This is a genomic window from Paludibacterium sp. B53371 (genome assembly GCF_018802765.1).
In the GTDB taxonomy this organism is placed as follows: Bacteria; Pseudomonadota; Gammaproteobacteria; order Burkholderiales; family Chromobacteriaceae; genus Paludibacterium.
This window is the reverse complement of record NZ_CP069163.1, coordinates 1,119,838-1,144,243: the sequence shown is the minus strand read 5'-3', so window position 1 is coordinate 1,144,243 and position 24,406 is coordinate 1,119,838. Positions and strand designations below refer to the sequence as shown.

At 59.8% G+C, this 24,406-nt stretch carries 24 protein-coding genes and 2 tRNA genes; 15 read left to right on the top strand and 11 right to left on the bottom strand.

Annotation, left to right across the window (positions count from 1 at the left end; all coding sequences use genetic code 11):
• Positions 1-57: 57 nt before the first annotated feature.
• From JNO51_RS05470 to JNO51_RS05435, 8 genes are all read left to right on the top strand, one after another.
• Positions 58-606, top strand: a complete 549-nt coding sequence (locus JNO51_RS05470; RefSeq protein ID WP_215782009.1) for a YfbU family protein — start codon at positions 58-60, stop codon at positions 604-606.
• Positions 607-661: 55 nt separating this feature from the next.
• On the top strand, positions 662-1,012 hold the full coding sequence (locus JNO51_RS05465; protein ID WP_215782008.1) for a phage GP46 family protein: 351 nt from the start codon (positions 662-664) through the stop codon (positions 1,010-1,012).
• Positions 1,012-2,076 carry a baseplate J/gp47 family protein gene (locus JNO51_RS05460; protein WP_215782007.1) on the top strand — a complete coding sequence of 355 codons (1,065 nt, stop codon included), beginning with the start codon at positions 1,012-1,014 and terminating at the stop codon, positions 2,074-2,076. Before JNO51_RS05465 ends, JNO51_RS05460 begins: the two co-directional genes overlap by 1 nt.
• Positions 2,073-2,642 carry a YmfQ family protein gene (locus tag JNO51_RS05455; protein ID WP_215782006.1) on the top strand — a complete coding sequence of 190 codons (570 nt, stop codon included), beginning with the start codon at positions 2,073-2,075 and terminating at the stop codon, positions 2,640-2,642. Before JNO51_RS05460 ends, JNO51_RS05455 begins: the two co-directional genes overlap by 4 nt.
• A 2-nt stretch (positions 2,643-2,644) precedes the next feature.
• Positions 2,645-5,194: a choice-of-anchor R domain-containing protein gene (locus JNO51_RS05450; RefSeq protein ID WP_215782005.1), complete on the top strand. Its 2,550-nt coding sequence runs from the start codon at positions 2,645-2,647 to the stop codon at positions 5,192-5,194.
• A 1-nt stretch (position 5,195) separates the two neighbouring features.
• The gene (locus JNO51_RS05445; protein WP_215782004.1) at positions 5,196-5,585 is read left to right on the top strand and encodes a hypothetical protein; all 390 of its coding nucleotides are present in this window, start codon (positions 5,196-5,198) and stop codon (positions 5,583-5,585) included.
• Positions 5,586-5,733: 148 nt separating this feature from the next.
• Positions 5,734-5,943: a Com family DNA-binding transcriptional regulator gene (locus tag JNO51_RS05440; protein ID WP_215782003.1), complete on the top strand. Its 210-nt coding sequence runs from the start codon at positions 5,734-5,736 to the stop codon at positions 5,941-5,943.
• Positions 5,891-6,685 carry a DNA adenine methylase gene (locus JNO51_RS05435; RefSeq protein WP_215782002.1) on the top strand — a complete coding sequence of 265 codons (795 nt, stop codon included), beginning with the start codon at positions 5,891-5,893 and terminating at the stop codon, positions 6,683-6,685. Before JNO51_RS05440 ends, JNO51_RS05435 begins: the two co-directional genes overlap by 53 nt.
• Before the next feature lie 267 nt (positions 6,686-6,952).
• On the opposite strand, the gene JNO51_RS05430 is transcribed toward JNO51_RS05435, so the two are convergent.
• The 10 genes from JNO51_RS05430 to JNO51_RS05385 form a co-directional block, all read right to left on the bottom strand.
• Positions 6,953-7,029, bottom strand: a tRNA-Pro gene (locus JNO51_RS05430).
• A gap of 30 nt (positions 7,030-7,059) precedes the next feature.
• Positions 7,060-7,413: a MerR family transcriptional regulator gene (locus tag JNO51_RS05425; protein WP_215782001.1), complete on the bottom strand. Its 354-nt coding sequence runs from the start codon at positions 7,411-7,413 to the stop codon at positions 7,060-7,062.
• Complete coding sequence (locus JNO51_RS05420; RefSeq protein WP_215782000.1) at positions 7,394-7,696, bottom strand: integration host factor subunit alpha; 303 nt, start codon at positions 7,694-7,696, stop codon at positions 7,394-7,396. The genes JNO51_RS05425 and JNO51_RS05420 overlap by 20 nt, the downstream gene beginning before the upstream one ends.
• Positions 7,697-7,762: 66 nt before the next feature.
• Positions 7,763-10,123: a phenylalanine--tRNA ligase subunit beta gene (pheT, locus tag JNO51_RS05415; RefSeq protein ID WP_215781999.1), complete on the bottom strand. Its 2,361-nt coding sequence runs from the start codon at positions 10,121-10,123 to the stop codon at positions 7,763-7,765.
• Between the two features lie 19 nt (positions 10,124-10,142).
• Entirely contained in the window at positions 10,143-11,126 is a 984-nt protein-coding gene (pheS, locus tag JNO51_RS05410) for a phenylalanine--tRNA ligase subunit alpha (RefSeq protein WP_215781998.1), read from the bottom strand.
• A gap of 127 nt (positions 11,127-11,253) precedes the next feature.
• Positions 11,254-11,613 carry a 50S ribosomal protein L20 gene (gene rplT / locus JNO51_RS05405; RefSeq protein ID WP_133680318.1) on the bottom strand — a complete coding sequence of 120 codons (360 nt, stop codon included), beginning with the start codon at positions 11,611-11,613 and terminating at the stop codon, positions 11,254-11,256.
• 11 nt (positions 11,614-11,624) lie between these two features.
• Positions 11,625-11,822 carry a 50S ribosomal protein L35 gene (gene rpmI, locus JNO51_RS05400; protein WP_215781997.1) on the bottom strand — a complete coding sequence of 66 codons (198 nt, stop codon included), beginning with the start codon at positions 11,820-11,822 and terminating at the stop codon, positions 11,625-11,627.
• 157 nt (positions 11,823-11,979) lie between these two features.
• On the bottom strand, positions 11,980-12,498 hold the full coding sequence (infC, locus tag JNO51_RS05395) for a translation initiation factor IF-3 (RefSeq protein ID WP_215782665.1): 519 nt from the start codon (positions 12,496-12,498) through the stop codon (positions 11,980-11,982).
• 43 nt (positions 12,499-12,541) lie between these two features.
• The gene (thrS, locus tag JNO51_RS05390; RefSeq protein WP_215781996.1) at positions 12,542-14,443 is read right to left on the bottom strand and encodes a threonine--tRNA ligase; all 1,902 of its coding nucleotides are present in this window, start codon (positions 14,441-14,443) and stop codon (positions 12,542-12,544) included.
• A 188-nt stretch (positions 14,444-14,631) separates the two neighbouring features.
• Positions 14,632-14,708 (bottom strand) — tRNA-Val (locus JNO51_RS05385).
• A gap of 126 nt (positions 14,709-14,834) precedes the next feature.
• Between JNO51_RS05385 and tgt the strand changes: the two genes are divergently transcribed.
• The 7 genes from tgt to miaA all read left to right on the top strand — a co-directional run bounded on the left by tgt (position 14,835) and on the right by miaA (position 22,778).
• Positions 14,835-15,950, top strand: coding sequence for a tRNA guanosine(34) transglycosylase Tgt (gene tgt, locus JNO51_RS05380; RefSeq protein WP_215781995.1), 1,116 nt, complete (start codon positions 14,835-14,837; stop codon positions 15,948-15,950).
• Between the two features lie 112 nt (positions 15,951-16,062).
• Complete coding sequence (gene yajC, locus JNO51_RS05375) at positions 16,063-16,389, top strand: preprotein translocase subunit YajC (RefSeq protein WP_215781994.1); 327 nt, start codon at positions 16,063-16,065, stop codon at positions 16,387-16,389.
• A 72-nt stretch (positions 16,390-16,461) separates the two neighbouring features.
• A complete protein-coding gene (secD, locus tag JNO51_RS05370) occupies positions 16,462-18,279 on the top strand; it encodes a protein translocase subunit SecD (protein ID WP_215781993.1) in 1,818 nt (605 codons plus the stop codon).
• An 11-nt stretch (positions 18,280-18,290) separates the two neighbouring features.
• Complete coding sequence (gene secF / locus JNO51_RS05365; RefSeq protein WP_215781992.1) at positions 18,291-19,226, top strand: protein translocase subunit SecF; 936 nt, start codon at positions 18,291-18,293, stop codon at positions 19,224-19,226.
• Positions 19,227-19,300: 74 nt separating this feature from the next.
• Positions 19,301-19,939, top strand: a complete 639-nt coding sequence (locus tag JNO51_RS05360) for a DedA family protein (protein ID WP_215781991.1) — start codon at positions 19,301-19,303, stop codon at positions 19,937-19,939.
• Positions 19,940-19,941: 2 nt separating this feature from the next.
• A complete protein-coding gene (gene mutL, locus JNO51_RS05355; RefSeq protein ID WP_215781990.1) occupies positions 19,942-21,801 on the top strand; it encodes a DNA mismatch repair endonuclease MutL in 1,860 nt (619 codons plus the stop codon).
• 2 nt (positions 21,802-21,803) lie between these two features.
• Positions 21,804-22,778: a tRNA (adenosine(37)-N6)-dimethylallyltransferase MiaA gene (gene miaA / locus JNO51_RS05350; RefSeq protein ID WP_215781989.1), complete on the top strand. Its 975-nt coding sequence runs from the start codon at positions 21,804-21,806 to the stop codon at positions 22,776-22,778.
• Here miaA and JNO51_RS05345 read toward each other — a convergent pair.
• Positions 22,775-24,250: a hypothetical protein gene (locus tag JNO51_RS05345; RefSeq protein ID WP_215781988.1), complete on the bottom strand. Its 1,476-nt coding sequence runs from the start codon at positions 24,248-24,250 to the stop codon at positions 22,775-22,777. The genes miaA and JNO51_RS05345 overlap by 4 nt on opposite strands.
• Between the last annotated feature and the right edge of the window lie 156 nt (positions 24,251-24,406).

Sequence of the window (24,406 nt, the reverse complement as noted above, 5' to 3'; positions counted from 1 at the left end):
CGCCAAGCAGATTTCATACGTTTAATTTTGTTTCTAATCATGTTGGATAGAGACAAAATGCGAAAGAAACTGGTCTTAACTGATGTTGAGCGCTTAATTCTTGCCAATCAATATGAAATCTTGTCGAAGCTCGAAAAGATGGATGGAGGGCCTGATGCAGAGGAGTATGAGCAGACGGCGGAGCAGCTTCGTGACGGACATGCGTTTTTGTATGATGGTTTTCTAAATAGCGTTCTCTCCGACAAATTGAGTGAGGGGATCGAGCAACATGTTCTCGAAACTCTAGAACTACTCTCGACCCTCAAGTCCAGCTATCAAAACCTTCCTGAGTCGGAGCGACAAGATATTGATGAGCACGATGTAACGTTTCACGGATTCGACGGGAATAACGAAACAGAAATGCTTCTCTTTGCAGAGGCCCTAGCGAAAGCAGGACGCTTCTCCTCGACCCTGAAAAGGAATGCGCTGAATTCACATTGCCCAACATATGAGCTGTATGCTCGTATGCTTCGCAAATGGAAAGAGTTAGGTGAGCCGCTATATCCGCTATCGGCAGAGCATATCCGTCAAATTGTCGCAGAGCGTATTCATCCAGAGAATCGCTAGCTCACTGAAGTTGTTCATGATTCCGTAGATATCGCCATGCCCCGACAATCGGGGCATGGACGCTTTAATCAACCCGCAAACCGGCGACTATGCCGGTTCCCGCACCAACACTCTGGCCAATGCGGTCTACCTGCGCCTGTCCACCCCGTTGGGCAGCTACTGGGCAGACCCGACGCTGGGGTCTCGCCTGCACGAGCTGCAGCGCGAGAAGAATGTGAGCCGAGTCTACGTACTGGCACGGCAGTACGCCGAGCAGGCCCTGGCGCCGCTGGTCGATGATAGCCGTGCCAATAGCATAGAAGTCACGGCAACGCGCGTGCGCCCCGGCTGGTTGCTGCTGCATGTTGTAGTGGAAGATGCCAGCGGCCGTGTTGAGCGCTTCAAGCATCCGGTGAGGGTTGCCTGATGCCATTTGCCATCCCATCCTTCTCTGCCATCCGCGACGCCCTGCTGCGTGACTTGAAGAATCAACTGCCGGATGCCGATGTCGGCCCGGATAGTGATTACTTCATTCGCGCTACCTCGGTAGCCAGTGCCGTTGAGGGTTTGTACGAGCACCAGGCATGGATCGTCCGCCAGATTTTCCCCGATACAGCTGACCGCGAGTATCTGGAGCTGCACGCACGCTTGCGGGGGCTGTCGCGCAAGGCGGCCGTAGCGGCCAAAGGGTCGATCCGCATGACGGGGACGCCGGGGATGGCTTTCGCTGCTGGGTTGGCGGCAAAGCGCGGCGACCAGTCCTATGTCACCACCCAGTCTGGCGTAATGGATGCGACTGGCCACGCCACCGTAACTGCAGCAGCCAGCACGGTCGGAACGGTGGGAAACATTGTAACGGATAGCGTTGTCGAGCTAACCGCAGCACCTTCCGGCATTTCCAGCCAGGCGATCATCGTCACCATGACCGGCGGGGTCGATGACGAGTCCGATAGCGAGCTGCTGGCCCGCCTGCTTGAGCTGATTCGACGTCCACCTGCTGGCGGGAACAAGTACGACTTCCGCCGCTGGGCGATGGAAGTGCCGGGCGTCACTGCCGCCTACGTGTATCCGTTGCGCCGGGGCCTGGGCACGGTCGACGTTGTGCTGACCTCGGCAGGCGGCATGCCATCGGCTGAAACCGTTGCCGCAGTCCAGTCACACATCGACGATCAACGGCCCGTCACCGCCAAGAACACCATGGCGCTGGCCCCGACTCAACGGGTCTACGACGCGGACATCGCGGTGCAACTGTCGGGCCTGTCGCTCGCAGCCGCTGAATCGAAGATCGAGGAGGCGCTACGCCAATACGATGGCCAGATCGCGCCGGCAGAAACCGCCATCAAAAGCCGTATCGAAGCCATTGTCTCCAATATTGCCGGGGTGACGGACCGGGTTGTGACCTTGCCTGCCGGCAATGTCGTTCCGGTGGTCGATGCGACCCGGATCGAATGGGTACGACTCGGGGCGGTCCGGGTGAGGCCGATGGCATGAGTCACCACTCTCTGCTGGCGCTATTGTTGCCTCCTGTCAGCTATGCCCCATCCGAACCGGGCCTGCAGGCAGAGCTGGCCGCCGAAGGTAAATCTCTTGATGGCGCACTCGCCAGTGCCGGCCGCGTAAAGGGGGCCATCACCCCGTTCTTTGCTGAGCAGTTGATTCCAGACTGGGAGCGGGTCTGCGGCGTGGTCCCGTCCGCTGGTGCCACCTACCAACAACGCCTGCAGACCGTGCTGGCCAAGCTGGCGGAAACCGGCGGGCTGTCGATCCCGTACTTCATCCGGCTCGCCCATGGGCTGGGTTACCGCATCACGATCAATGAGCCGCAGCCGTTTCGAGCCGGCTTGAGTCGAGCGGGAGACACCCTGTGGGTTCCCGACATTATCTGGGTTTGGCAGGTCGTGGTGCACTCCGGAAGTCTGCGGGCATACAACTTCCGGGCCGGCCAATCCGCCTCCGGTGAGCGACTCATTACGTTCGGAGATCCAGTGATCGAAGCATTGTTTGACGACCTCAAGCCCGCTTTCACTTTTGTGTACTTTGCGTATCAGGAGACCTAGCCGTGCGCGACTTGATTGATAAGATTGACTCTCCCGATGGTGCCTTTCATGACGGGAACCCGGCAAGTGGCGAGGCAGGCACCATCGTTACCGCCAAGTGGTTAAACGCAGTCCAGGACTCAACAAGGTCTGTCCAGGCCGAGATTCTGTCGGTGTTGGCTGCCAATGAGATTGCCCCTGACTCGGAAAAGGCCGATCAGTTACTTAAAGCCTTTGGCAAAATGCTCGGCAAGAAAGCCGATGCGGCAGGTGTCCAGACGGCATTCACTGTTGGTCAGGCGACGAAGCCAACAGATGCTGTTCAGATGCAGCAAATGCAGGCTGCGCTATCTGGTATCGGTAGTTGTGCCGCCCCGACCAGCCTGTTGGCACCATCGAACGATGGCGGCTGGCGAGATGTCTACCGAGCCGGCTGGCTCCCAGGTTGGTTCAATCAGCAGTGGGGCGGTGCACAGGCTGGCATGGAGCTGATCGATAGCACTACCGGACAGCTATACCGTTTCGATGCGGCAACGGGCAATGTGCAGGATGATGCCGCGCATGCGATCGGCTCTGACGTTGTGTGCGGCGACTATGCCCAGCCGGTGGTGCTGAGCGAGACCGGCAGCTACGACAAGGTGTTCTTCAAGCTGTACAAAGCGGGGAACCCGACGGACAGCGTGACCCTCTCGATCTACTCCGACAACAACGGGATTCCTGGCGCATTGTTAGCGACGTCTCAGTCGATTCCGTGCAAGCTGCTCACCAGCAACAATGTCGGAGAGTGGTATCTGTTTACATTTAATGCCCCTATCGAGTTGGGCGCGGGGACGAAATATCAATTTGTGCTCTCGCGCTCAGGGGCCATCAATGGTTCGAATTGCCCTTGCGTCAAGGCAACGAATGCATCGCGTTACCCGTTCGGGGTAGCGACGCGTAAGAACAATGGTGTATTCACGACCAATGGCCTAGCTGCGACCGCATGCGCCTGCTTCATGCTCCCAAACATCAAGCGATTCCTGACTGCAGGCGGGATGTTCGACCAAAAGCTGACCTTTACCCAAGGAACCCCAGTCAACCAGTCGAAGTTGCTTTGCCAGCCGGCGCGCGGCTACTTCGATGGTAAAAGCGGTACGATTCTCTATCGCGGCGCAGTGCAGGTAAACGGCACGCTCTATGACGTTGGCGCTGGAATAGATCATGACCGCCTGGTACTGGGCACCTCCGCCCAAGGCTATCCGACGGTGACGCTGTACCGTGCCGACCGCACTTCGGCCAACGTGACCGGAACCGCCAGCATTGCCGCCGGCGCACATGACGTGGCAGTCAGCTACCGCTGTGTCGGCGATGGTGCGGACTATCTACGGCTGTACGTCGATGGGGTGACGGTAGGACAACCCCTGACTGCGCAGACCTTTAGCATGTCTGAAGGCTGGCGCGATCAGGCTACCAGTTGGCTCGGTGGCGGCTTGCCGCTGGTGCCGGCCTGGGACGCCGCATCGCTGCATTCGTTCGCAGCACTTCCGAGTGCTGTTGGCTGGACATGGGCGGGGTCGGCATCAGAGGCAAATGCGGTCAGCGTGTCGGGCGGAAGCTTGTACCAAAATCGCGGCGGCTATGGCTCTGGCGATACCGGCTACTACACCCGACAAAACGCAGGACTGACTAACGCCACGGGCTGGGCTGTCGTTTGGCGCGGCCACGTCGCTATCGGAGACAACTCGGCCATTCGTGGTGTGGGCCAGATTTCCGTCTCGGATGGGGCAAAGACCATCTCCCTCGATCTGCAGGAATACTTTTTCAGCGTCGATAACGGCTCTGGTACCCGCGTGTATATCCAGTGTGATATGCACCAAGACAATACGCTCGCGCTGGTCGGACGAGGTAGCGACTACTACGTCCTGCTGAATAATCGCTTGGTTATCGACGGCACCGGGCAGATGACGGCGGCGTCGGCGGCAAACCAGATCATTTTCGGCGATACAACGACGCAGGCAGGTACCAATGGCGACGTTGTCACGCGCTATCTAAGAATCTGCTCTTCTGGGCCATTGCTTCCTGCTGCCGCCCAGGGGGCCACGTTGTCGGAATTCGCCTACTGGTCGGGCGATCAGTCTTCCATACTGCCTGGATTGGCTGGTGATGGCTCGCCGAGAAGTGTCCGCAAACTGTGTGGTCTCAACCATGGCTATATCGACGGAAGAGATGCAGGCGTATTCAGAGATTTTCGCCGAGGTGTTGCCATCTCTCCAACGACGGCAAGTACGAGCCCTGTGTTGCTGATGGACATGGAATCATTTGTCATCGGCTCTAGCTTTGACGTTGACTTTCGTGATGTGCAGACCAACAGCGGCCAGGGCAATCAGACCAACTCAACGGTAATGCTGGACGGTATCAGCGGCCCATCAACATATTTCAATACCAATCTTGGTAACTGGTCGCCGGTATTCGCTAAAGGGGTATTCCGCACAACTCTCGGTCTGCATCGTGTTGATGTTCGATGGGCGGTTGGCGCTGGCACCAGTACCAGCCTGCAGGTGCAGCGTCACCTGACCATGGATTCGAGGAGCTGATATGAACTATGTAATCACGCCGTTGCCATCTGGCATCCTTCCGAGCTATGACCCTGAGGTGCTGGCCGATGAGTTGGCTTCTGCCTGTGGCAGCAGCTATGGACTGTCAACGGCCGGAACCTGCTTGATGCTGTTTCCTACTCCGGGCACCGATGAAACCAAGATTATCCAGGTCATCGAGCGGCATCTTGCAACCGATGCGTCGGACCGGCGCACCAAGCGTGCACGCGCTGCCGAGATTCGAGTGCGCTTGGATCAGATCGACGCCGAGTCGGTGCGGCCGCTGCGTGCGCATATCGCAGGTTCGGCGACAAGTGAAGACGAGGATAAGCTCAAAAAGCTGGATGTCGAGGCTGTGGTGCTGCGTAAGGAACTTGAAACCCTCAGATAGAAGACAGCGACCGGCTGGGTGTTAGAGCACTCAACCGGCCAGCTGACCCGCAGAACAGACCTGCAAGTCACCCCAAGGCTGCCGCCTTCAGCGCTGAAAGCGCGGCCAGTCTAGCGGATTAATTGTCACCCGTTAAGGGCTTGCAGAAATGAATGATATTCGCTGTGGCCAGTGTGGCCGAAAACTGGCCTCTGGCCGATACCTTGAACTGCTGATCAAGTGCCCGCGTTGCCGGGCCATGAATCATCTGAAGGCCGAGAGCCTCCCATCCGAGCGCCCTGGAGCGCCACGACAAGGAGAAGGTGATGGACTCCAGTCCTATCATCCCGTGGCTGGGTGGCAAGCGACGCCTGGCTGATAAGTTGCTGCCGCTGTTTCCCCCTCATGAATGCTACGTCGAGCTGTTCTGTGGAGGAGCTGCTCTGTATTTCCTGCGCCATGTTCCTGCCCCGGTTGAGGTGCTGAATGATGTGTCCGGCGAACTGGTAAACCTTTACCGGGTCGTGCAGAGCCATATGGAGGAATTTGTACGCCAATTCAAATGGGCAATCAGCAGCCGAGAGGTGTTCAAATGGCAGCAGATGACCAGGCCGGAAATTCTGACTGACATACAGCGTGCGGCGCGTTTCTACTACCTACAGCACCATGCTTTCGCAGGGAAGGTGACCGGGCAGACATTTGGCACGGCGACGACCGGCCCTGCGATCAATCTTTGCCGCATTGAAGAAAACCTCAGTGCAGCTCATCTGCGGCTTGCCGGCACATATGTCGAGCACCTGACTTGGCAGGACTGCATGAAGCGCTATGACCGCTCGCATACCTTTTTCTACGCTGATCCACCTTACTGGCAGACCGAAGGCTATGGCGTCCCGTTCGGGTTCGAGCAATACGAGCAGCTCGCGGCCGCGATGCGGATATGCAAAGGCAAGGTGATGGTCAGCATCAACGATCACCCTGACATTCGAGCGGCGTTTGATGGCTTCTGGATGGAGGGGCTGGATATTAAGTACAGCACTGCCAATGCGCATGGCGCGCCTGAAACCAGCCGGGAACTGGTGATTACCAACTGGGAGCCTGATGCCCTCGGCGGGCTGTTCTAACCAGCAGCAGGCTGGCTGCAGCGAGAGTGACAATCAAAGCGCAAAACTCGGTGTTTCAGCGTACGATCCCGGTGCCAAAACGTCCGCAAACGGGTGCCAAAGTGCGCGCCGCGTTACACCGGCAACGGGTATCGCCGACCATCCTGCGGAGAAAAACGGCATGAGCGAGAAAACCGTAGTCGCACAAAACTCGCACAGTCGATTTTCAGACAACAAAAAAGCCCTGCGGCAACAGGGCTTAAATGTTTGCTACGTAAGGCTTTGAACTGGTCGGAGTGAAAGGATTCGAACCTTCGACCCCTTGCACCCCATGCAAGTGCGCTACCGGACTGCGCCACACTCCGACTCAAGAAGGACGCATTATAGAGGCCGGATCAGCTTTTGCCAATCCCTGCATCCAAAAAATCGAGGATGGACTGCAGCTCGGCGCGCACGTCCTGCGCCGTAATCGGCGTCCGTGCCTGGCCATCCTGTCCAAGGCGCTGGCGCGCACCCTGGATGGTGAAGCCATCGTCGTAGAGCAGTTCGCGAATGCGCCGCACCAGCAGCACCTCATGGTGCTGGTAGTAGCGGCGGTTGCCACGGCGGGTGACCTGGCGCAGTTGTGAAAACTCCTGCTCCCAGTAACGCAGCACGTGGGTCTTGACGCCGGCCAGTTCGCTGACCTCACCGATGGTGAAGTAACGCTTGGCCGGGATCGGCGGCAATTCAGCCTTGCTTGTCGGCATGGTGCTTTTCAACCATTCCCTTGAGTTTCTGGCTAGCATGGAACGTTACCACACGACGGGCGGTGATGGGAATTTCCTCACCGGTCTTGGGGTTGCGTCCAGGACGCTGCGGCTTGTCGCGCAGCTGGAAATTACCGAAACCAGACAGCTTGACGCTGTCCCCGGACTCGAGCGCGATGCGAATTTCTTCGAAAAACGCTTCGACCATGTCCTTAGCCTCACGCTTGTTCAGGCCCACCTTGTCGAACAACAGGTCAGCCAACTCGGCTTTGGTCAAAGTCATGACTACCCCTCATAAGCAACAACATGAAAATATTACATACCGAAACGTCGGCGGCAAGCACTCAGATCAAAGACGCAGCTGGGCGCCATGCTGATCTGCCACGGCCTGCAGCAGCGGGGCCACGGCCGCTTCGATTTCCTCGTCGGTCAGTGTCCTGGCCGGATCCTGCAGCACCACACTGAACGCCAGGCTCTTCTTGCCCGTTTCCACGCCAGCACCGCGGTAGACATCGAACAGCGACACCTGTTGCACCAGGTCGCCGGAGGCCGCGGCAAAGCTCTGCAGCATCGCACCGACTTCGACGGCATCGTCGACCAGCAGGGCCAGGTCACGGCGCACTGCCTGGAACTTGCTCACCGGACGTGCGCTGATGCGCTCGGCGCGGGTCAGCACGGCCAGATCCAGCTCAGCCAGCAAGGGGGCACTGGGCAGATCGAAGGCCTGAACCCACTGCGGATGCAGCTCGCCGATCACACCGATCACCTGCCCATCCAGCAGCACCTCGGCGCAACGACCGGGGTGCAGGGCCGGGTGACTGGCCTTGCGGAAGCTGGCCTGACGCGGATGCAGCAGTGCCTCGACATCGCCCTTCAGATCAAAGAAGTCCACGCGTTCGGTCTTGGCACCCCACTGCTCCGGCAGACGCGAACCCCAGGCCAGCAGCGCCAGTTTTTCCGGCTGATCGACCTGCTCGCCCTGCTTGTGGAACACGCGGGCGATCTCAAACAGACGCACACGCGGCTGCTTGCGGTTGAGGTTGCCGGCCAGCACATTGATCAGCCCGCCGAACAAGTTGGAGCGCATCACGCTCATCTGGGCCGCGATCGGGTTGATCAGGCGCACCGGGTCGGCATTGCCGGCCAGATCACGCTCCCAGGCTTCGTCGACGAAGGCGTAGGAGATGATTTCCTGATAATCGCGATCGGCAACCCGCTGGCGCAGGACATCACGCGGGCGACGCTCTTCCGGCAGCGGCAGCATGCGCTGCCCTGCCATCGGCACGTCGGCGCCGATGGCGTCATAACCATGCACCCGTGCGATTTCTTCGATCAGATCTTCTTCGATGGCGATGTCGAAACGGAACGAGGGCGCGCTGACGGCAAAGCCATCCGGCAGGGTGGTAAAGTCCAGCCCAAGGCGGCGCAGGATGCCGGCGATGGTTTCGGCGGAGAGTTGGACACCCAGCAGACGATTGACCCGCTCGGTGCGTACACGCACACCGTGCTCGTGCGGCAGGTCGCCCACCGTTTCACGAACCGGTCCCGGCGTACCGCCACAGATTTCCAGTACCAGCTGGGTGGCACGCTCGATGGCAGCATGCTGCAACTGGTAATCGACACCGCGCTCGTAGCGATAAGACGAGTCGGAGCCGAAGCCCAGCTTGCGCGCACGACCGGCAATGGCATCCGGTGCAAAGAAGGCGCTTTCCAGGAAGATGTCGCGGGTCGCGAGATCGACGCTGCTTTCCTTGCCGCCCATGATGCCGGCGATAGCCAGGGCACGCGCCTCATCGGCAATCACCAGGAAGCTGTCGTCCAGCTCGACGGTTTTGTCGTTGAGGCACAGCAGCTGCTCGCCCGGACGCGCCATGCGCACCTGAATGCCACCGCGGATGGCCGCCGCATTGAAGGCATGCATCGGCTGACCCTGCTCGAGCAGGATGTAGTTGGTGATATCCACCACGGCAGAAATCGGACGCAGGCCGGCGCGCTCCAGACGACGCTTCATCCAGTCAGGGGTCGCGGCAGCGGCATTGATGCCGCTGATCTTGCGGCCGACGTAGCGACCACAGGCGGCCGGCGCATCGATGCGTACCGCGAGCGCATCATCATGCGCGGGCTTGACCGGGGCAATGGCCACCGGTTTCAGCTCGGCACCGGTCAGTGCGGCCACTTCACGCGCGATACCGCGAATCGACAGGCAGTCGGCACGGTTCGGCGTGATCTTGAGGGTAAACAGGGTGTCGTCCAGCGACAGGTATTCGCGGATGCTCTGCCCGACGGGAGCCTCGGCCGGCAGCACCAGCAGGCCGTCGACGTCATCCGGCACGCCGAGTTCACGTCCGGAGCACAGCATGCCGTTGGACACTTCGCCACGCATTTTGGTCGGCTTGATCTTGAAGTCGCCCGGCAGGATGGCGCCCGGCAAGGCGCAGGGCACCTTCAGTCCGACCGCCACATTCGGTGCACCGCAGACGATCTGGATCAGCTCGCCGGTACCGGCATCGACCTTGGTTACCCGCAGACGATCGGCATTGGGATGCGGCACCACTTCCCTGACTTCAGCCACCACGACGCCGGAAAAAGCCGGGGCCGCCGGGGTGGTTTCTTCCACCTCCAGGCCAGCCATGGTCAGCAAGTAAGACAGTTCGTCGCTGGAGAGGGACGGATCGACCCAGCTACGCAGCCATTGTTCGGAAAATTGCATGGTGATTCTCCGTCCGCGCTCAGTTGAATTGTTTGAGGAAGTTGAGATCGTTCTCGAAGAACAGCCGCAGGTCGTTCACCCCGTAGCGCAGCATGGCAAAACGGTCGATACCGATACCAAAGGCGAAGCCGGTGTACTTCTCCGAATCAATGCCGACATTCTTGAGGACGTTCGGGTGCACCATGCCGCAGCCACCGACTTCCAGCCAGCCGCGTTCGCCCAGGACGTCGATTTCGGCCGACGGCTCGGTAAAGGGGAAGAACGAGGGGCGGAAGCGCACCTGCAGGTCATCGCGCTCGAAGAAGCGGCGCAGGAAGTCGATCATCACGGCCTTGAGGTCGGCAAAGCTCACACCCTCATCGACCCACAGACCTTCCATCTGATGGAACATCGGCGAATGGGTGGCATCGGAATCCACACGGAACACGCGGCCAGGCGCCACGATCTTGATCGGCGGCTGGTTGTTCAGCATGTAGCGCACCTGAATCGGCGAGGTGTGGGTGCGCAGCACGTCACCGCCCTCGACATAGAAGGTGTCCTGCATGGCACGCGCCGGATGGTTTTCCGGGATGTTCAGCGCCTGGAAGTTATGGAAATCGTTTTCGATTTCCGGACCGTCGGCCACTTCAAAGCCAATGCTGGCAAACAGTTCGGTGATGCGTTGCAGGGTCAGGGTGACCGGATGCAGACCACCACTGGCACTGCCCCGCCCCGGCAACGTGACGTCCAGGGCATCGGCCTGCAGCTGGCGCGCCAGCTTCTCGGCATTGAGGGCATCGCGCCGCTCGTTGTGGCGCGCCTCAAAAGCCTGCTTGGCAGCATTGATGGTGGCACCGGCAGCCTTGCGCTCTTCGGCGGGCAACTGGCCCAGCTGCTTGAGCAGTTCGGTCAGCTCGCCACTCTTGCCGAGATAGCGCGCCTTGACCTGTTCCAGTTCGATCAGGTCACTGACGGCAGCAACTGCCGCCAGGCCGGACTCGAGAATGTCGTTCACGTTTTTCATGGATCTCACACCGCATGCGTAAGAGGACTGGCCTCACACTTCCCGTCAGGGAAAGGTCGGGTCAGGCTTCTGTGTCGGCAGGATAAAAAAAGGGAGGCAGTTTGCCTCCCTCTTGACCATCATCGGCTTAGGCAGCGAGGCTTGCCTTGGCCTTTTCAACGATCTGGGCAAAAGCCGGCTTGTCGAAAACAGCCAGATCGGCCAGGACCTTGCGGTCGATTTCGATGGAAGCCTTCTTCAGACCGTTCATGAACTTGCTGTAGCTCAGGCCCGACAGACGCGCAGCGGCGTTGATACGGGTGATCCACAGTTGACGGAACTGACGCTTTTTCTGACGACGGTCACGATAAGCGTACTGGCCCGCCTTCATCACCGCCTGTTTGGCGATGCGATAGACGTTCTTGCGACGGCCGCGATAACCCTTGGCAAGGGCGAGAATCTTTTTGTGACGAGCGCGAGCGGTGACACCGCGTTTAACACGAGGCATAGTTCAACTCCTTAAGCGTAGGGCAGCATTGCGCGAACAGAAGCCATATTGGTGGCATCGACCATGGTCGTACCGCGCAATTGACGCTTGTTCTTGGTGGTTTTCTTAGTCAGGATGTGACGCTTGAAAGCCATGGAACGCTTTACACCGCCGCCGCCCAAAACGTTGAGACGCTTTTTGGCGCTCGACTTGGTCTTCATTTTCGGCATGGAAAAAAACTCCTGCGAATATTGTATAAATCCGGCGCAGGGTGGCCCGTGAAGGCACTTGAAACCGCTACGCCACGCTTTTTTTATGCGGCATTTGCATGCCACAAAAGAACCCGGCGGAGAGACTCCGCCGCGTCAAACCGATGATTATACCCGATTATTTCTTTTTCGGGGAGATCATCATAACCATTTGTCGGCCTTCGAGGCGCGGAAACTGCTCGACGACCCCGACTTCGGCCAGATCAGCCTCGACGCGCTTGAGCAACGCCAGACCGATATCCTGGTGCGCCATTTCGCGACCACGGAAACGCAAGGTCACCTTGGCCTTGTCGCCGTCGGTCAGGAAGCGGATCAGGTTGCGCAGCTTGACCTGGTAGTCGCCGTCATCGGTTCCGGGACGGAACTTGATTTCCTTGACCTGAATCTGCTTCTGCTTCTGCTTGGCTTCGTGACGCTTCTTCGACTGTTCATACTTGAACTTGCCGTAGTCCATCAGCTTGCAGACCGGGGGCTGCGCCGTCGGGGAGATCTCCACCAGATCGATGTCATTCTCTTCCGCCATGGCCATGGCTTCACGCAGACTCACGATGCCAAGTGCTTCGCCTTCAACACCTACCAGACGGATCTCGCGGGCGGTAATTTCGCCATTGATCCGTGCTTCACGTTCCTGAGCTATGTCCGCTCTCCTTCAAAAAATTCATCACGCTTGCCGCGCAACATCAATCCGCCGGCATATCCGCCAGCAGACGGGCGACAAAATCATCCACGGTCAGCTGACCGAGATCCTCACCACGTGCCCGCACGGCAACCAATCCGCCAGCCTTTTCCTTGTCGCCGACAATCACTTGATACGGCAACTTCTGTAGGCTGTGCTCGCGGATTTTATAGCTGATCTTCTCGTTTCTCAAGTCAAGTTCCACACGGAAGCCTTGTTTTTTCAGCGTTTCCGCAACCTGAGAGGCGTAATCAGCCTGTGCTTCGGTGATATTCATCACCGCAATCTGCACCGGCGCCAGCCACAAGGGGAAGGCACCGGCATGGTTTTCGATCAGAATGCCGAGGAAGCGCTCAAGCGAGCCGAGCGCGGCGCGATGCAGCATCACCGGGCGCTTGCGACTGTTGTCATCGGCGACATATTCGGCATCCAGACGCTCCGGCAGCATGAAGTCCAGCTGCAGCGTACCGCACTGCCAGGAACGTCCCAGCGCATCCTTGATGTGGTACTCGATCTTCGGACCATAGAAAGCGCCCTCACCCGGCAGCTCTTCCCACTCAACACCGCAGGCACGCAGCGCTTCGCGCATGCCGTCTTCCGCCTTGTCCCAGGTTTCTTCCGCGCCAATGCGCTTTTCCGGTCGCAGCGCCAGTTTGATGGCCACCTTGTCGAAGCCGAAGCGGTCATAGACCTCCATCACCAGACGGTGGAAATCCTTGGCCTCCTGATTGATCTGTTCTTCGGTACAGAAAATATGACCATCATCCTGCACAAAACCGCGCACACGCATGATGCCGTGCAGGGCCCCCGACGGTTCGTTGCGGTGGCAGGAACCGAACTCGGCATAGCGCAACGGCAAATCGCGATAAGAACGCAGTGCGCTGTTGAAAATCTGGATATGCCCCGGACAATTCATCGGCTTGACCGCGTAGTCGCGCTTTTCCGACTCGGTCACAAACATGTTTTCGCGATAGTTGGCGGCGTGACCGGAACGCTCCCACAAATTGACGTCCATCATCATCGGCGTACGTACTTCGCGATAGCCCTCACGCGTCAGTTTGGCACGCATGTACTGCTCGACGTTCTGCCACAATTGCCAGCCCTTGGGGTGCCAGAACACCATGCCCGGCGCTTCGTCCTGCAAATGGAACAGATCCAGCTGGGTACCCAGCTTGCGATGATCGCGCTTTTCCGCCTCCTCCAGCATGAACAGATAAGCGTCCAGATCTTCCTTTTTCGCCCAGGCCGTACCGTAAACACGCTGCAGCATTTCGTTCTTGCTGTCGCCACGCCAGTAGGCACCCGCGACCTTCATCAGCTTGAACACCTTCAGCTTGCCGGTCGACGGCACGTGCGGGCCACGGCAGAGGTCAGTGAACTCGCCCTCGCGGTACAGCGACACCACCTCACCCTGCGGAATCGACTCGATGATTTCGGCCTTGTAATGTTCGCCAATCGACTTGAAGTAGGCGACCGCCTCATCGCGCGGCAGCACATAGCGCTCGACCGGGATGTCCTTCTTGGCCAGTTCGCCCATCTTCTTTTCGATGGCCTGCAGATCTTCCGGCGTAAACGGACGCTTGTAGCTGAAATCGTAGTAGAAGCCGTTGTCGATCGCCGGCCCGATGGTCACCTGCGCCTCGGGGAACAGCTCCTTGACGGCATAAGCCAGCAGGTGGGCCGTGGAGTGACGAATGATATCCAGACCGTCGGCATCGCGATCGGTAACGATCGCCAGTTCGGCATCCTTCTCGATTCGGAACGAGGTGTCCACCAGCTGGCCGTCAACACGACCGGCGAGCGCGGCACGCGCCAGACCGGCGCCGATCGACGCAGCGACTTCGTGCACCGTCACCGGCTGTTCGAATGAGCGAATGGAACCGTCAGGCAGGCGAATGTCAGGCATGATTTCTCCAATAGATCTGGTTAGATTGCTTCAGCATCGCCCCGGATGCCGCGGATAAAAAAAAAGTGCGGCATTCGAGCCGCACTTCTTGTCTTTGGGATGGAACGACCAGTGGCTCGACTAGCTCGAGAAACCGGTTGTGGTAGTTCGTACTGCCAACATGATTGGTCATCCCATCAAAATTCGTTTGGTAGGCACGATTGGATTCGAACCAACGACCCCCACCATGTCAAGGTGGTGCTCTAACCAACTGAGCTACGTGCCTAACGCTGAGGCAGCCATATTAGCGACACTTCAGCCAATACGCAAGCCTCTCTACGTGAATAAAACGCGAAAATCATCCTCTTCAGCTATACTGACGGCCTATTTTTGAATTGCTTACCGTCTGCCAATGCTCAAGTTTACCGTTCACAAAACCTCCGGTGGCGCCCGTCGCGGCACGCTGGAACTGAATCACGGCACCGTGGAGACCCCGGTGTTCCAGCCCGTCGGCACCTACGGCTCCGTCAAGGCCATGAGCCCGCTGGAGCTCAACGAGATCGGCGCCCAGATCATTCTGGGCAACACCTTCCACCTGTGGCTGCGCCCGGGGCTGGAAGTCATCGAGCAATTCGGCGGACTGCACCAGTTCATCGGCTGGGACAAGCCGATCCTGACCGACTCCGGCGGCTTCCAGGTCTTCAGCCTCGGCGACCTGCGCAAACTGACCGAAGAGGGTTGCACCTTCCAGAGCCCGGTCAACGGCGACCGCTGCTTCCTGTCGCCGGAAGTGTCAATGAAGATCCAGCGGGTCCTCAACTCCGACATCGTGATGATCTTCGACGAGTGCACCCCCTACCCGGCCGACTACGACACCGCCGCCGCCTCGATGCGCATGAGCCTGCGCTGGGCGGAACGCTCGCGCCGCGCCTTCGACGACCTCAAGAATCCCAACGCCCTGTTCGGCATCATTCAGGGCTCGATGTACAACGATCTGCGCGAAGAGTCGCTGCGCGAACTGATGAACATCGGCTTTGACGGTATCGCCATCGGCGGCCTGTCGGTGGGTGAGCCCAAAGAAGAGATGGAGCGTATGCTCAAGGTCATGCAGCCGATGCTGCCGGCCGACAAGCCGCACTATCTGATGGGCGTCGGCACGCCGGAAGATCTGGTATACGGCGTGGCCCACGGCGTGGACATGTTCGACTGCGTGATGCCGACCCGCAATGCCCGCAATGGCTGGCTGTTTACCCAGTGGGGCGACATCAAGATCAAGAATGCCTGCCACAAGCAGGATACCCGCCCGCTGGACGAAGCCTGCGAGTGCTATACCTGCCGCAACTTCAGCCGCGGCTACCTGCACCATCTGCATCGCGTGGGCGAAATTCTCGGCGCACGCCTGAACACCATCCACAACCTGCATTATTACCAGCAGCTGATGCGTGAAATCCGCGCCTCGATCGAGCAGGACCGCTTCGAGGACTTCCGTGCCGAATTCGCCGTCAAGCGAGCGCGGGGCACAAAATAAGGCGACGACAGTCAAACATCGCTTGCCTTTCAGAACCGGAGCGGTTGGAAAAGCCGTCTGTGCTGGCTACAATGACCGGTTTGCGATACACCCCTAACCAGGAGTTTCAACAATGTTTCTGATTTCTTCCGCATTTGCAGCCGGCCCGGCCGCCGGCGCAGAAAACCCGATCATGCAGTTCCTGCCGATGATCGTCATTTTCGCGCTGTTCTACCTGCTGCTGATCCGTCCGCAGCAAAAGAAGGCCAAAGAGACCAAGCAAATGCTGGCAGCCCTGGCCAAGGGCGACGAAGTCATGACCCAGGGTGGCTTTGCCGGCCGCATCAGCAAGCTGGACGAACAGTTTGCCACCGTGGAAATCGCCAAGGGCGTTGAAATCCAGCTGGCACGTGCTGCGATCACCGGCAAGCTGGAAAAAGGCACGATCAAGTCCCTGTAATCCCATACAGGGCCTGCGGCCCCTGCCCGGATGACGGGCAGGGCCTGTTCACTTTTCCGCCGAACCACGCACATGAATCGCTACCCACTCTGGAAGTACATCATCATCGCGGTGGCACTCGTCATTGCGACGATCTACACCCTGCCCAATTTCTACGGTGAAACGCCTGCTGTCCAGATCTCCAGCTCGCGCGAATCCATCCCGGTCGATGCCGCGCTGATGGGCCGTGTCGAAGGCGCCCTGCGCGCCCAGGGCATCACCCCGGACGGCATGCTGCTCGACAACAACAGCCTGAAGGTGCGTTTCCACGATCCGGATACCCAGATCAAGGCGCGCGACGCCATCCAGCACGACCTGGGCGACAGCTACATCATCGCGCTCAACCTGCTGACGGCCTCGCCCGACTGGCTGTCCCGCCTCAAGGCCTACCCGATGTTCCTCGGCCTCGACCTGCGCGGCGGCGTGCACTTCATGCTTGAAGTCGACATGAAGGCCGCCATCGACAAGACCATGGAACGCTATGCCGGCGACATCCGCCGTGCGCTGAAGAAGAAAGACGTCCGCTACGGCAGCGTCAAGCACATCGGCAACACCATCGAAATCCAGCTGCGTGACGCGGACACCCTCGCGGCCACCTCTGACGTGGTGTCGCGCAACCTGTCCTCGCTGACCCAGACCCGCGACAACAGCAACTTCAAGCTGACGCTGAGCCTGTCGCCGGACGAAATGACCCGCATCCAGAACGATGCCGTCAAGCAGAACATCACCACCCTGCACAACCGTGTCAACGAACTGGGCGTCGCCGAGCCGATCATCCAGCAATCCGGCCCGAACCGCATCGTGGTCGAACTGCCGGGCGTGCAGGACACCGCCAAGGCCAAGGACATCCTGGGTCGTACCGACACGCTGGAAGTGCGCATGGTCGAAGACGACCAGGCCAAGGTCAGCGCCGCCATGGCCGGCAATGTGCCGAGCGGTTACGACCTGATGGACGAAGCCACGGCCAACGGCAGCGACAAGATCCTGGTCAAGAAGGAAGTCGAACTGACCGGTGACAATATCAACGACGCCCAGCCGGGCTTCGATGAAAACGGCGCCCCGTCGGTCAACATCAATCTCGACGCCACCGGCGCCGACATCTTCCGCCAGGTCACGGCAGAAAACGTCGGCAAGCGCATGGCGATGATCCTGGTGGAAAAGGGTCGCTCCGAAGTCGTGACCGCCCCGGTCATCCGCACCGAAATCGGGGGTGGCCGCGTGCAGATCTCCGGCAGCATGAGCCCGGCTGAAGCACGTGACGTGTCCCTGCTGCTGCGCGCCGGCTCGCTGGCTGCGCCGATGAACATCGTCGAAGAGCGCACCATCGGCCCGAGCCTCGGCAAGGAGAACATCGAAAAGGGCTTCCACTCCACCCTGTGGGGCTTTGCCGCCATCGCCGTCTTCATGCTGATCTACTACCGCGTGTTCGGCGTGATCTCGGCCATCTCGCTGGCCGTCAACCTGTTCATGCTGGTGGCGCTGCTGTCGATGATCCAGGCCACGCTGACCCTGCCGGGTATTGCTGCCATCGCGCTGGCGCTCGGCATGGCGATCGACTCCAACGTGCTGATCAACGAGCGGGTACGTGAAGAACTGCGCAACGGCATGCCGCCGCACTCGGCGATCCAGGCCGGTTACGACCATGCCTGGGCGACCATTCTCGACTCCAACATCACCACGCTGATCGCCGGCCTGGCGCTGCTGATCTTCGGCTCCGGCCCGGTACGCGGCTTCGCCGTCGTACACTGCCTCGGCATCATGACCTCGATGTTCTCGGCAGTTCTGGTATCGCGCGGTCTCGTCAACCTGTGGTACGGCCGTCGTCGCCGTCTCACCTCGATTTCGGTGTAAGGGACCCAGACATGGAATTCTTCCGCATCAAAAAAGACATTCCCTTCATGAGCTACGGCAAGATCACCACGGCGATCTCGCTGCTGACCTTCGTGCTGGCTGTCTTCTTCCTCGCCACCCGCGGCCTCAATTACAGCGTTGAGTTCACTGGCGGCACGGTGATGGAAGTGCAATACGACAAGGCGGCCGACCTGCCGGACGTTCGCAACCGCGTCGATGCCCTCAAGCTGGGTGAGTCCACCATCCAGACACTGGGCACCTCGCGCGACGTGATGATCCGTCTGCCGAACCTCGGCGCCAAGTCGTCCGCCCAGCTCTCCAACGAAGTACTGCAGGCACTCAAGCAGGGCGGCCAGCAAGTCGAACTGCGCCGCGTCGACTTCGTCGGCCCGCAGGTCGGTGAAGAGCTGGTACAGCACGGCCTGATCGCCGTCAGTATCGTGTGTCTGGGCATCATGCTCTACCTGGCGCTGCGCTTCGAATGGCGCTTCGCCGTGTCGGCCATCATTGCCAACATGCACGACGTGGTAATCATCCTCGGCTGCTTCGCCCTGTTCCGCTGGGAGTTCTCCCTGACGGTCCTGGCCGGCGTACTGGCGGTGCTGGGCTACTCGGTGAACGAGTCGGTGGTGGTGTTTGACCGGATCCGCGAAAACTTCCGCAAGGCCGGCATGCGCAACCACACCGTGGCAGAAATCATCGACAACGCCATCACCTCCACCATGAGCCGAACCATCATCACCCACGGTTCGACCGAAACCATGGTGCTGGCGATGCTGCTGTTCGGTGGCCCGGCCCTGCATGGTTTTGCCACGGCCCTGACCATCGGCATTCTGTTCGGTATTTACTCGTCGGTGCTGGTCGCCAGCCCGATCGTGCTGTGGCTCGGCGTCTCGCGCGAGAACCTGGTCAAGCCGCCCAAGCAAAAGCAGGAGGCGGTGGTTTAACGCCCACCCCTCCCCGACTGGCCGGCATCCCTGATGCCGGCCATTTTTTCTGATACTTCGGAGCCGTCCACGCGATGCAATATGTGACCTTTCTGATCGACTTCATCCTGCACATCGACCAGCACCTGCCGCCGCTGATTGCCGCCTATGGCCAACTGATCTACCTGATCCTGTTTGCCATCGTCTTCAGCGAAACCGGCCTGGTGGTCACACCCTTCCTGCCGGGCGACTCCCTGCTGTTCGTGGCCGGCACCCTGGCCGCCACCGGCGACATGAGCCTGGCCACCCTGATGGTCGTCCTCGCCATCGCCGCCATCCTCGGCAACCAGGTGAACTACCTGATCGGCCGCTTCTTCGGCCATAAACTGTTTGCCAATCCGAATTCGAAAATCTTCCGCCGCGAATATCTCGATCGCACCCATGCTTTCTATGACAAACATGGCGGCAAAACCCTGATCTTCGCCCGCTTCATGCCGATCATCCGCACCTTCGCCCCCTTTGTGGCCGGCATTGGCGAAATGCCGCTCCTGCGTTTCAGTCTGTTCAACCTGGCAGGCAGCCTGCTGTGGGTCGGCCTGTTCTGCGGCGCCGGCTACCTGTTCGGCAACATCCCGCTGATCCGCAAGAACCTCGAACTGCTGATCCTCGGCATCATCGTGCTGTCCTTCCTGCCGGCCATCATCGGCTATCTGCGCCACCGCAAGGGGCAGTAAGCATGCGCCCGATCCGTCGACTGCCCGACCACCTGGTCAACCAGATCGCCGCCGGCGAGGTCGTCGAACGACCGGCCTCCGCACTGAAAGAAATGCTGGAAAACAGCCTGGACGCCGGGGCCGACAAGATCAGCGTCGATCTGGCCCAGGGCGGTATCAAACTGATCCGCGTGGTGGATAACGGCAGCGGTATTGCCGCCGACGACCTGCCGCTGGCACTCGACCGCCACGCCACCAGCAAGATCGCCTCGCTGGATGAGCTGGAACAGGTAGGCACCCTGGGGTTCCGCGGCGAAGGTCTGGCCAGTATTGCTTCGGTATCACGCCTGACCCTGATCAGCCGCCCGCAGGATGCCGCACACGCGCACCAGATCATCGCCATCGACGGCCGGCTGCATCCGGTCGAACCCGCCGCTCATGCGCCCGGCACCAGCGTCGAGTGTGTCGATCTGTACTTCAACACCCCGGCACGGCGCAAATTCCTCAAGTCGGACAATACCGAATACGCGCACTGCGCCAGTGTGTTCGAACGCATTGCCCTGGCGCGGCCGGATGTCGAATTCCTGCTGCGCCATAACGGCAAGGTGGTCTGGCGTCTGCCGCAGCAAAGCCGCGCCGAGCGCGTCGGCGCCCTGCTCGGCCAGGATTTCCTGCAAGCCGCCCTGCCGGTCGAGCATGTCGCCGGCCCCCTGCAACTGACCGGCTTCATCGCCGATCCGACCTACTCCAAGTCGAGCCGCGACGCCCAGTTCTTTTATGTCAATGGCCGCTTCGTGCGCGAAAAAACCGCCCAGCATGCCCTGCGCCAGGCCTACCGCGACGTTTTGCACCACGAACGCCACCCGGCCTATGCGCTGTTCCTGACCATGGATCCGGCCGCCGTCGACGTCAACGTCCACCCGACCAAGATCGAGGTACGCTTTCGCGAGTCGCAGGCCATTCACCAGTTCCTGTTCCATAGCCTGAACAAGACCCTGTCCGGCAGCGCCGGCAGCCGGGTCGAAGCCGCCGCCACGCTGCCAGCCGGCAGCCCCCCGGTGACCGCCACAGGCCCGGAGACCCCGCGCCCGCCACAGCCTGCCCCCCGTGGTCAGGTTTTCGTGCAACAACCCATGGCACTGCATGTTGGCGGCGATGCCGGAGCGGTTTACCAGAAGCTGTTTGCCGGTGTCCGCGAAGAAGAGCGCGCCCTGGCCCCGGCCGGCAGCCTGGCGCCGGCGCTGGCGCAACCGTCCCCCGCCTATCGTACGCCGGATCTGCCCGACAGCGATGAAGGCATCCCGCCACTCGGTTTTGCCCTGGCCCAGCTGCATGGCGTCTACATCCTGGCACAGAGCCAGGACGGCCTGATCGTGGTGGACATGCACGCGGCCCACGAGCGCATTGTTTACGAGCGGCTGAAACAGGCACTCGACCATGAAGGCATCCCGACCCAGCCCCTGCTGCTGCCGGTCTCATTCGGCGCCAGTGCACAAGAAGTCGCCAGCGTCGAAGAGCACAAAGAAGGCCTGATGCGACTTGGCCTGGAACTGGCCGCCCTGTCACCGACCCAGATCGCCATCCGTGCCGTACCGCAATGGCTCAACGACGGCAACCCGGTCGATCTGGCACGGGCTGTACTGGCCGATGTACGCGAATTCGGCCTGACGCGTGTCATGACCGAACGCCGCAACGAGCTGCTGGCCACCATGGCCTGCCACGGAGCCGTCCGCGCCAACCGCCAGTTGACCCTGACTGAAATGAACGCCCTGCTGCGCGACATGGAGGCCACCGAGCGCTCCGGCCAGTGCAACCACGGCCGGCCGACCTGGAGCCGACTGAGCATGAAGCAGCTCGACGAGCTGTTCATGCGGGGACAATAAGCATGCAAGACAAGGTATTGATGCTGATGGGGCCGACCGCCAGCGGCAAAACCGCCCTGGCGCTGGCACTGGCACAGCACCTGCCCATCGAGATCATCAGCGTCGATTCGGCGCTGGTCTATCGCGACATGGACATTGGTACCGCCAAGCCCAGCCGCGCCGAACAGGCCAGCTGCCCGCACCATCTGATCGATATCATCAGCCCGCTGGAAAGCTATTCCGCCGCCCAGTTCTGCAGCGATACCGAGCGGCTGATCGACGAGATCCACGCCCGTGGCCACATCCCCCTGCTGGCCGGCGGCACCATGCTCTATTACAAGGCTCTGCTACAGGGCCTGTCCGAACTGCCCCAGGCCGACCCGGACCTGCGCGCCAGGCTGGATGCCGAAGCCGCCGAGCACGGCTGGCCGGCCCTGCATGCCCGACTGGCCACACTGGACCCGGTCACCGCGGCCCGGCTGCAGCCAGGCGATGCCCAGCGCATCCAGCGCGCACTGGAAGTCTGCCTGTTGAGCGGGCAGCCGATGTCATCCCTGCTGGATGCCGAAGCACAGCGCCCGCAACACCGCTGGCAGTCTCTCAACCTGGCCCTGGTCCCCGCCGAGCGCAGTTGGTTGCACGAGCGTATCGCCCAGCGCTTCGCGCTCATGCTGGCCGATGGTTTCCTCGACGAAGTCAGCCGCTTGCGCCAGACCTACCCCGACCTGCACCCCGGACTGCCGTCGATGCGCTGCGTGGGTTACCGCCAGGCCTGGGAATATCAGGATGGACACTGCAGCCATGAAGAGATGGTAGCGCGCGGCATCGCCGCCACCCGCCAGCTATGCAAACGACAACTCACCTGGATCCGCTCGCTGGAGACCATCCCGGTCAACGCCCAGTCCGACCAAACCAGCGAACAGGTGATCCGTGCCTGTAACGATTTCCTCGCCGGACGGACGATCTGCCCGGATCTACGCTGGCAGGGGGCCTACTAGCCGCCACCCTTTTTTGAAGAGGCAAAATCCGATTGCCAGGCCACAATCTGCTCTGGATGAGCGAAGAACACCAGATCATCACCATCCGCATGCAAATTGAGATCGGGATGCCTAGCTAGCAACCTGGACTGAATCTCGACATGGGCATCCCGGAATGCACCCAACTGCTCAATGCCGGGCTTGGTCAGTGACGCTGCTGCCGCTTGTTGAACACGATCATATAATTCACTCCGTCGGGCGCTGGGCGAATGTTGCGAGGGAACAAACGGATGCTTCTCCGCCATGGCCTCGCCAATGGGAAAGGTTTCTGCAAAGGTGTGATAAGCACCAAAATTCATGAATGCAGCGATCCCCAGTGTTGCGGGCATCACCACATGAGCCTGACCATACAGGGATTTGTCACTCAATGAATGCAGCGCCAACAAGATGTCGCAAGTCCCTCCCGATTGGGCTCCTGCCGCAGGTAGTCCTTTCTGGCTGGATTCCAGAGCACTGGTGCCGAACAGCTGCCAGCGATTGACTCCGGTACCATGAAACAGCCTGTGCCGATCCAGCAAACCCTCCATGCCCAGCTGCTGATAAGGCAAAGGAATCTGCAACCACTCCTCCTCCGACATCGTGAAAGGTCGTGTCAAATCTTCAATTGGTGCGCCCTGACGGGGAATCGCATTGATATGGCGGTTATTTTCACCCAAAGCAGCCGTCAGCGCCGCTTGTTGGGCGGGGTAAGCCGGGTCGACCTTCTGCACCACCAAGCCAAAACCGAGACCATAGCGCGCGGCATCTTCGTACACACCCTTCACCGGGTACAAACTTTCTCCATCCTGAATCAGCGGCATACGCTCACTGCGTGCCCGACTGATCTGAAGATCAAACAACGGGGTACGGGTCATGGCAGCAAACTGCCTGAAACGGTCCGAAAAGTCAGTGCAGGCCATGCCGCTCTCGCTCAACAGCATCTGGCAAGCTTTCCGGTTTTCTGCCATATGAACCGCATACTCCTGAGAGGCCGAAGGGATATCAACTGGATTCATCAGTTGCCACAGCGTGGTGCCAAATGCACTCAGGGCGCGGATCTTGGTCATCAAGGGAAGGTAGTTGTCCGGCATGTCCGGCACCAAAGGCTGTCGGAGAGAATGGAGCAGCCAAGACTGAAAAGGCTGCATCTGCGACATTTGCCGACCAATCTGATCAGTTTTTGCCGACAGCGCAGAAAAAACCTGAGTAAGAACTGCTGACAAGGACTGCGTTTTCCCCTGGAAAAACACCTGCTGCTGCCCGGCCGAACCAGAGGCATCCAGACCAATGGTCAATACCTTGGACAGCTTTGCTGCATAGCTGTTATAAACCTGGCCCACCTGGCCCGCGTGATCAAGGATGGCCATACTGGCCCCGGCCTCAAAGAACTTGCTATTGGCGATCACCTGCTGTTGAGCACTACTCAGGCTGACGCCCTGTTGCTCACTCAGCACTTCAGCGGGGGTCCCCTCCGCACTCATGGCCCGTATTGAATGCAATGCCCCAGCCTGTCTTGCTACGAATATTGACGTCACAGTAGTAGTTCCCGGTTTAGACAGAAAAAACCACTATCCACCGCTCATCGACATTGCCGAATCAGAGAGATCCAA

Coding starts and splice junctions, on each gene's coding strand:
- JNO51_RS05360 (WP_215781991.1), top strand. CDS start 19,301: ATGCAATATGTGACCTTTCTGATCGACTTCATCCTGCACATCGACCAG.
- JNO51_RS05435 (WP_215782002.1), top strand. CDS start 5,891: ATGGACTCCAGTCCTATCATCCCGTGGCTGGGTGGCAAGCGACGCCTG.
- JNO51_RS05445 (WP_215782004.1), top strand. CDS start 5,196: ATGAACTATGTAATCACGCCGTTGCCATCTGGCATCCTTCCGAGCTAT.
- JNO51_RS05455 (WP_215782006.1), top strand. CDS start 2,073: ATGAGTCACCACTCTCTGCTGGCGCTATTGTTGCCTCCTGTCAGCTAT.
- miaA (WP_215781989.1), top strand. CDS start 21,804: ATGCAAGACAAGGTATTGATGCTGATGGGGCCGACCGCCAGCGGCAAA.
- rpmI (WP_215781997.1), bottom strand. CDS start 11,822: ATGCCGAAAATGAAGACCAAGTCGAGCGCCAAAAAGCGTCTCAACGTT.
- JNO51_RS05465 (WP_215782008.1), top strand. CDS start 662: ATGGACGCTTTAATCAACCCGCAAACCGGCGACTATGCCGGTTCCCGC.
- rplT (WP_133680318.1), bottom strand. CDS start 11,613: ATGCCTCGTGTTAAACGCGGTGTCACCGCTCGCGCTCGTCACAAAAAG.
- yajC (WP_215781994.1), top strand. CDS start 16,063: ATGTTTCTGATTTCTTCCGCATTTGCAGCCGGCCCGGCCGCCGGCGCA.
- pheS (WP_215781998.1), bottom strand. CDS start 11,126: ATGAAAAACGTGAACGACATTCTCGAGTCCGGCCTGGCGGCAGTTGCT.
- JNO51_RS05440 (WP_215782003.1), top strand. CDS start 5,734: ATGAATGATATTCGCTGTGGCCAGTGTGGCCGAAAACTGGCCTCTGGC.
- JNO51_RS05460 (WP_215782007.1), top strand. CDS start 1,012: ATGCCATTTGCCATCCCATCCTTCTCTGCCATCCGCGACGCCCTGCTG.
- JNO51_RS05420 (WP_215782000.1), bottom strand. CDS start 7,696: ATGACTTTGACCAAAGCCGAGTTGGCTGACCTGTTGTTCGACAAGGTG.
- thrS (WP_215781996.1), bottom strand. CDS start 14,443: ATGCCTGACATTCGCCTGCCTGACGGTTCCATTCGCTCATTCGAACAG.
- tgt (WP_215781995.1), top strand. CDS start 14,835: ATGCTCAAGTTTACCGTTCACAAAACCTCCGGTGGCGCCCGTCGCGGC.
- JNO51_RS05425 (WP_215782001.1), bottom strand. CDS start 7,413: ATGCCGACAAGCAAGGCTGAATTGCCGCCGATCCCGGCCAAGCGTTAC.
- pheT (WP_215781999.1), bottom strand. CDS start 10,123: ATGCAATTTTCCGAACAATGGCTGCGTAGCTGGGTCGATCCGTCCCTC.
- secD (WP_215781993.1), top strand. CDS start 16,462: ATGAATCGCTACCCACTCTGGAAGTACATCATCATCGCGGTGGCACTC.
- secF (WP_215781992.1), top strand. CDS start 18,291: ATGGAATTCTTCCGCATCAAAAAAGACATTCCCTTCATGAGCTACGGC.
- mutL (WP_215781990.1), top strand. CDS start 19,942: ATGCGCCCGATCCGTCGACTGCCCGACCACCTGGTCAACCAGATCGCC.
- JNO51_RS05470 (WP_215782009.1), top strand. CDS start 58: ATGCGAAAGAAACTGGTCTTAACTGATGTTGAGCGCTTAATTCTTGCC.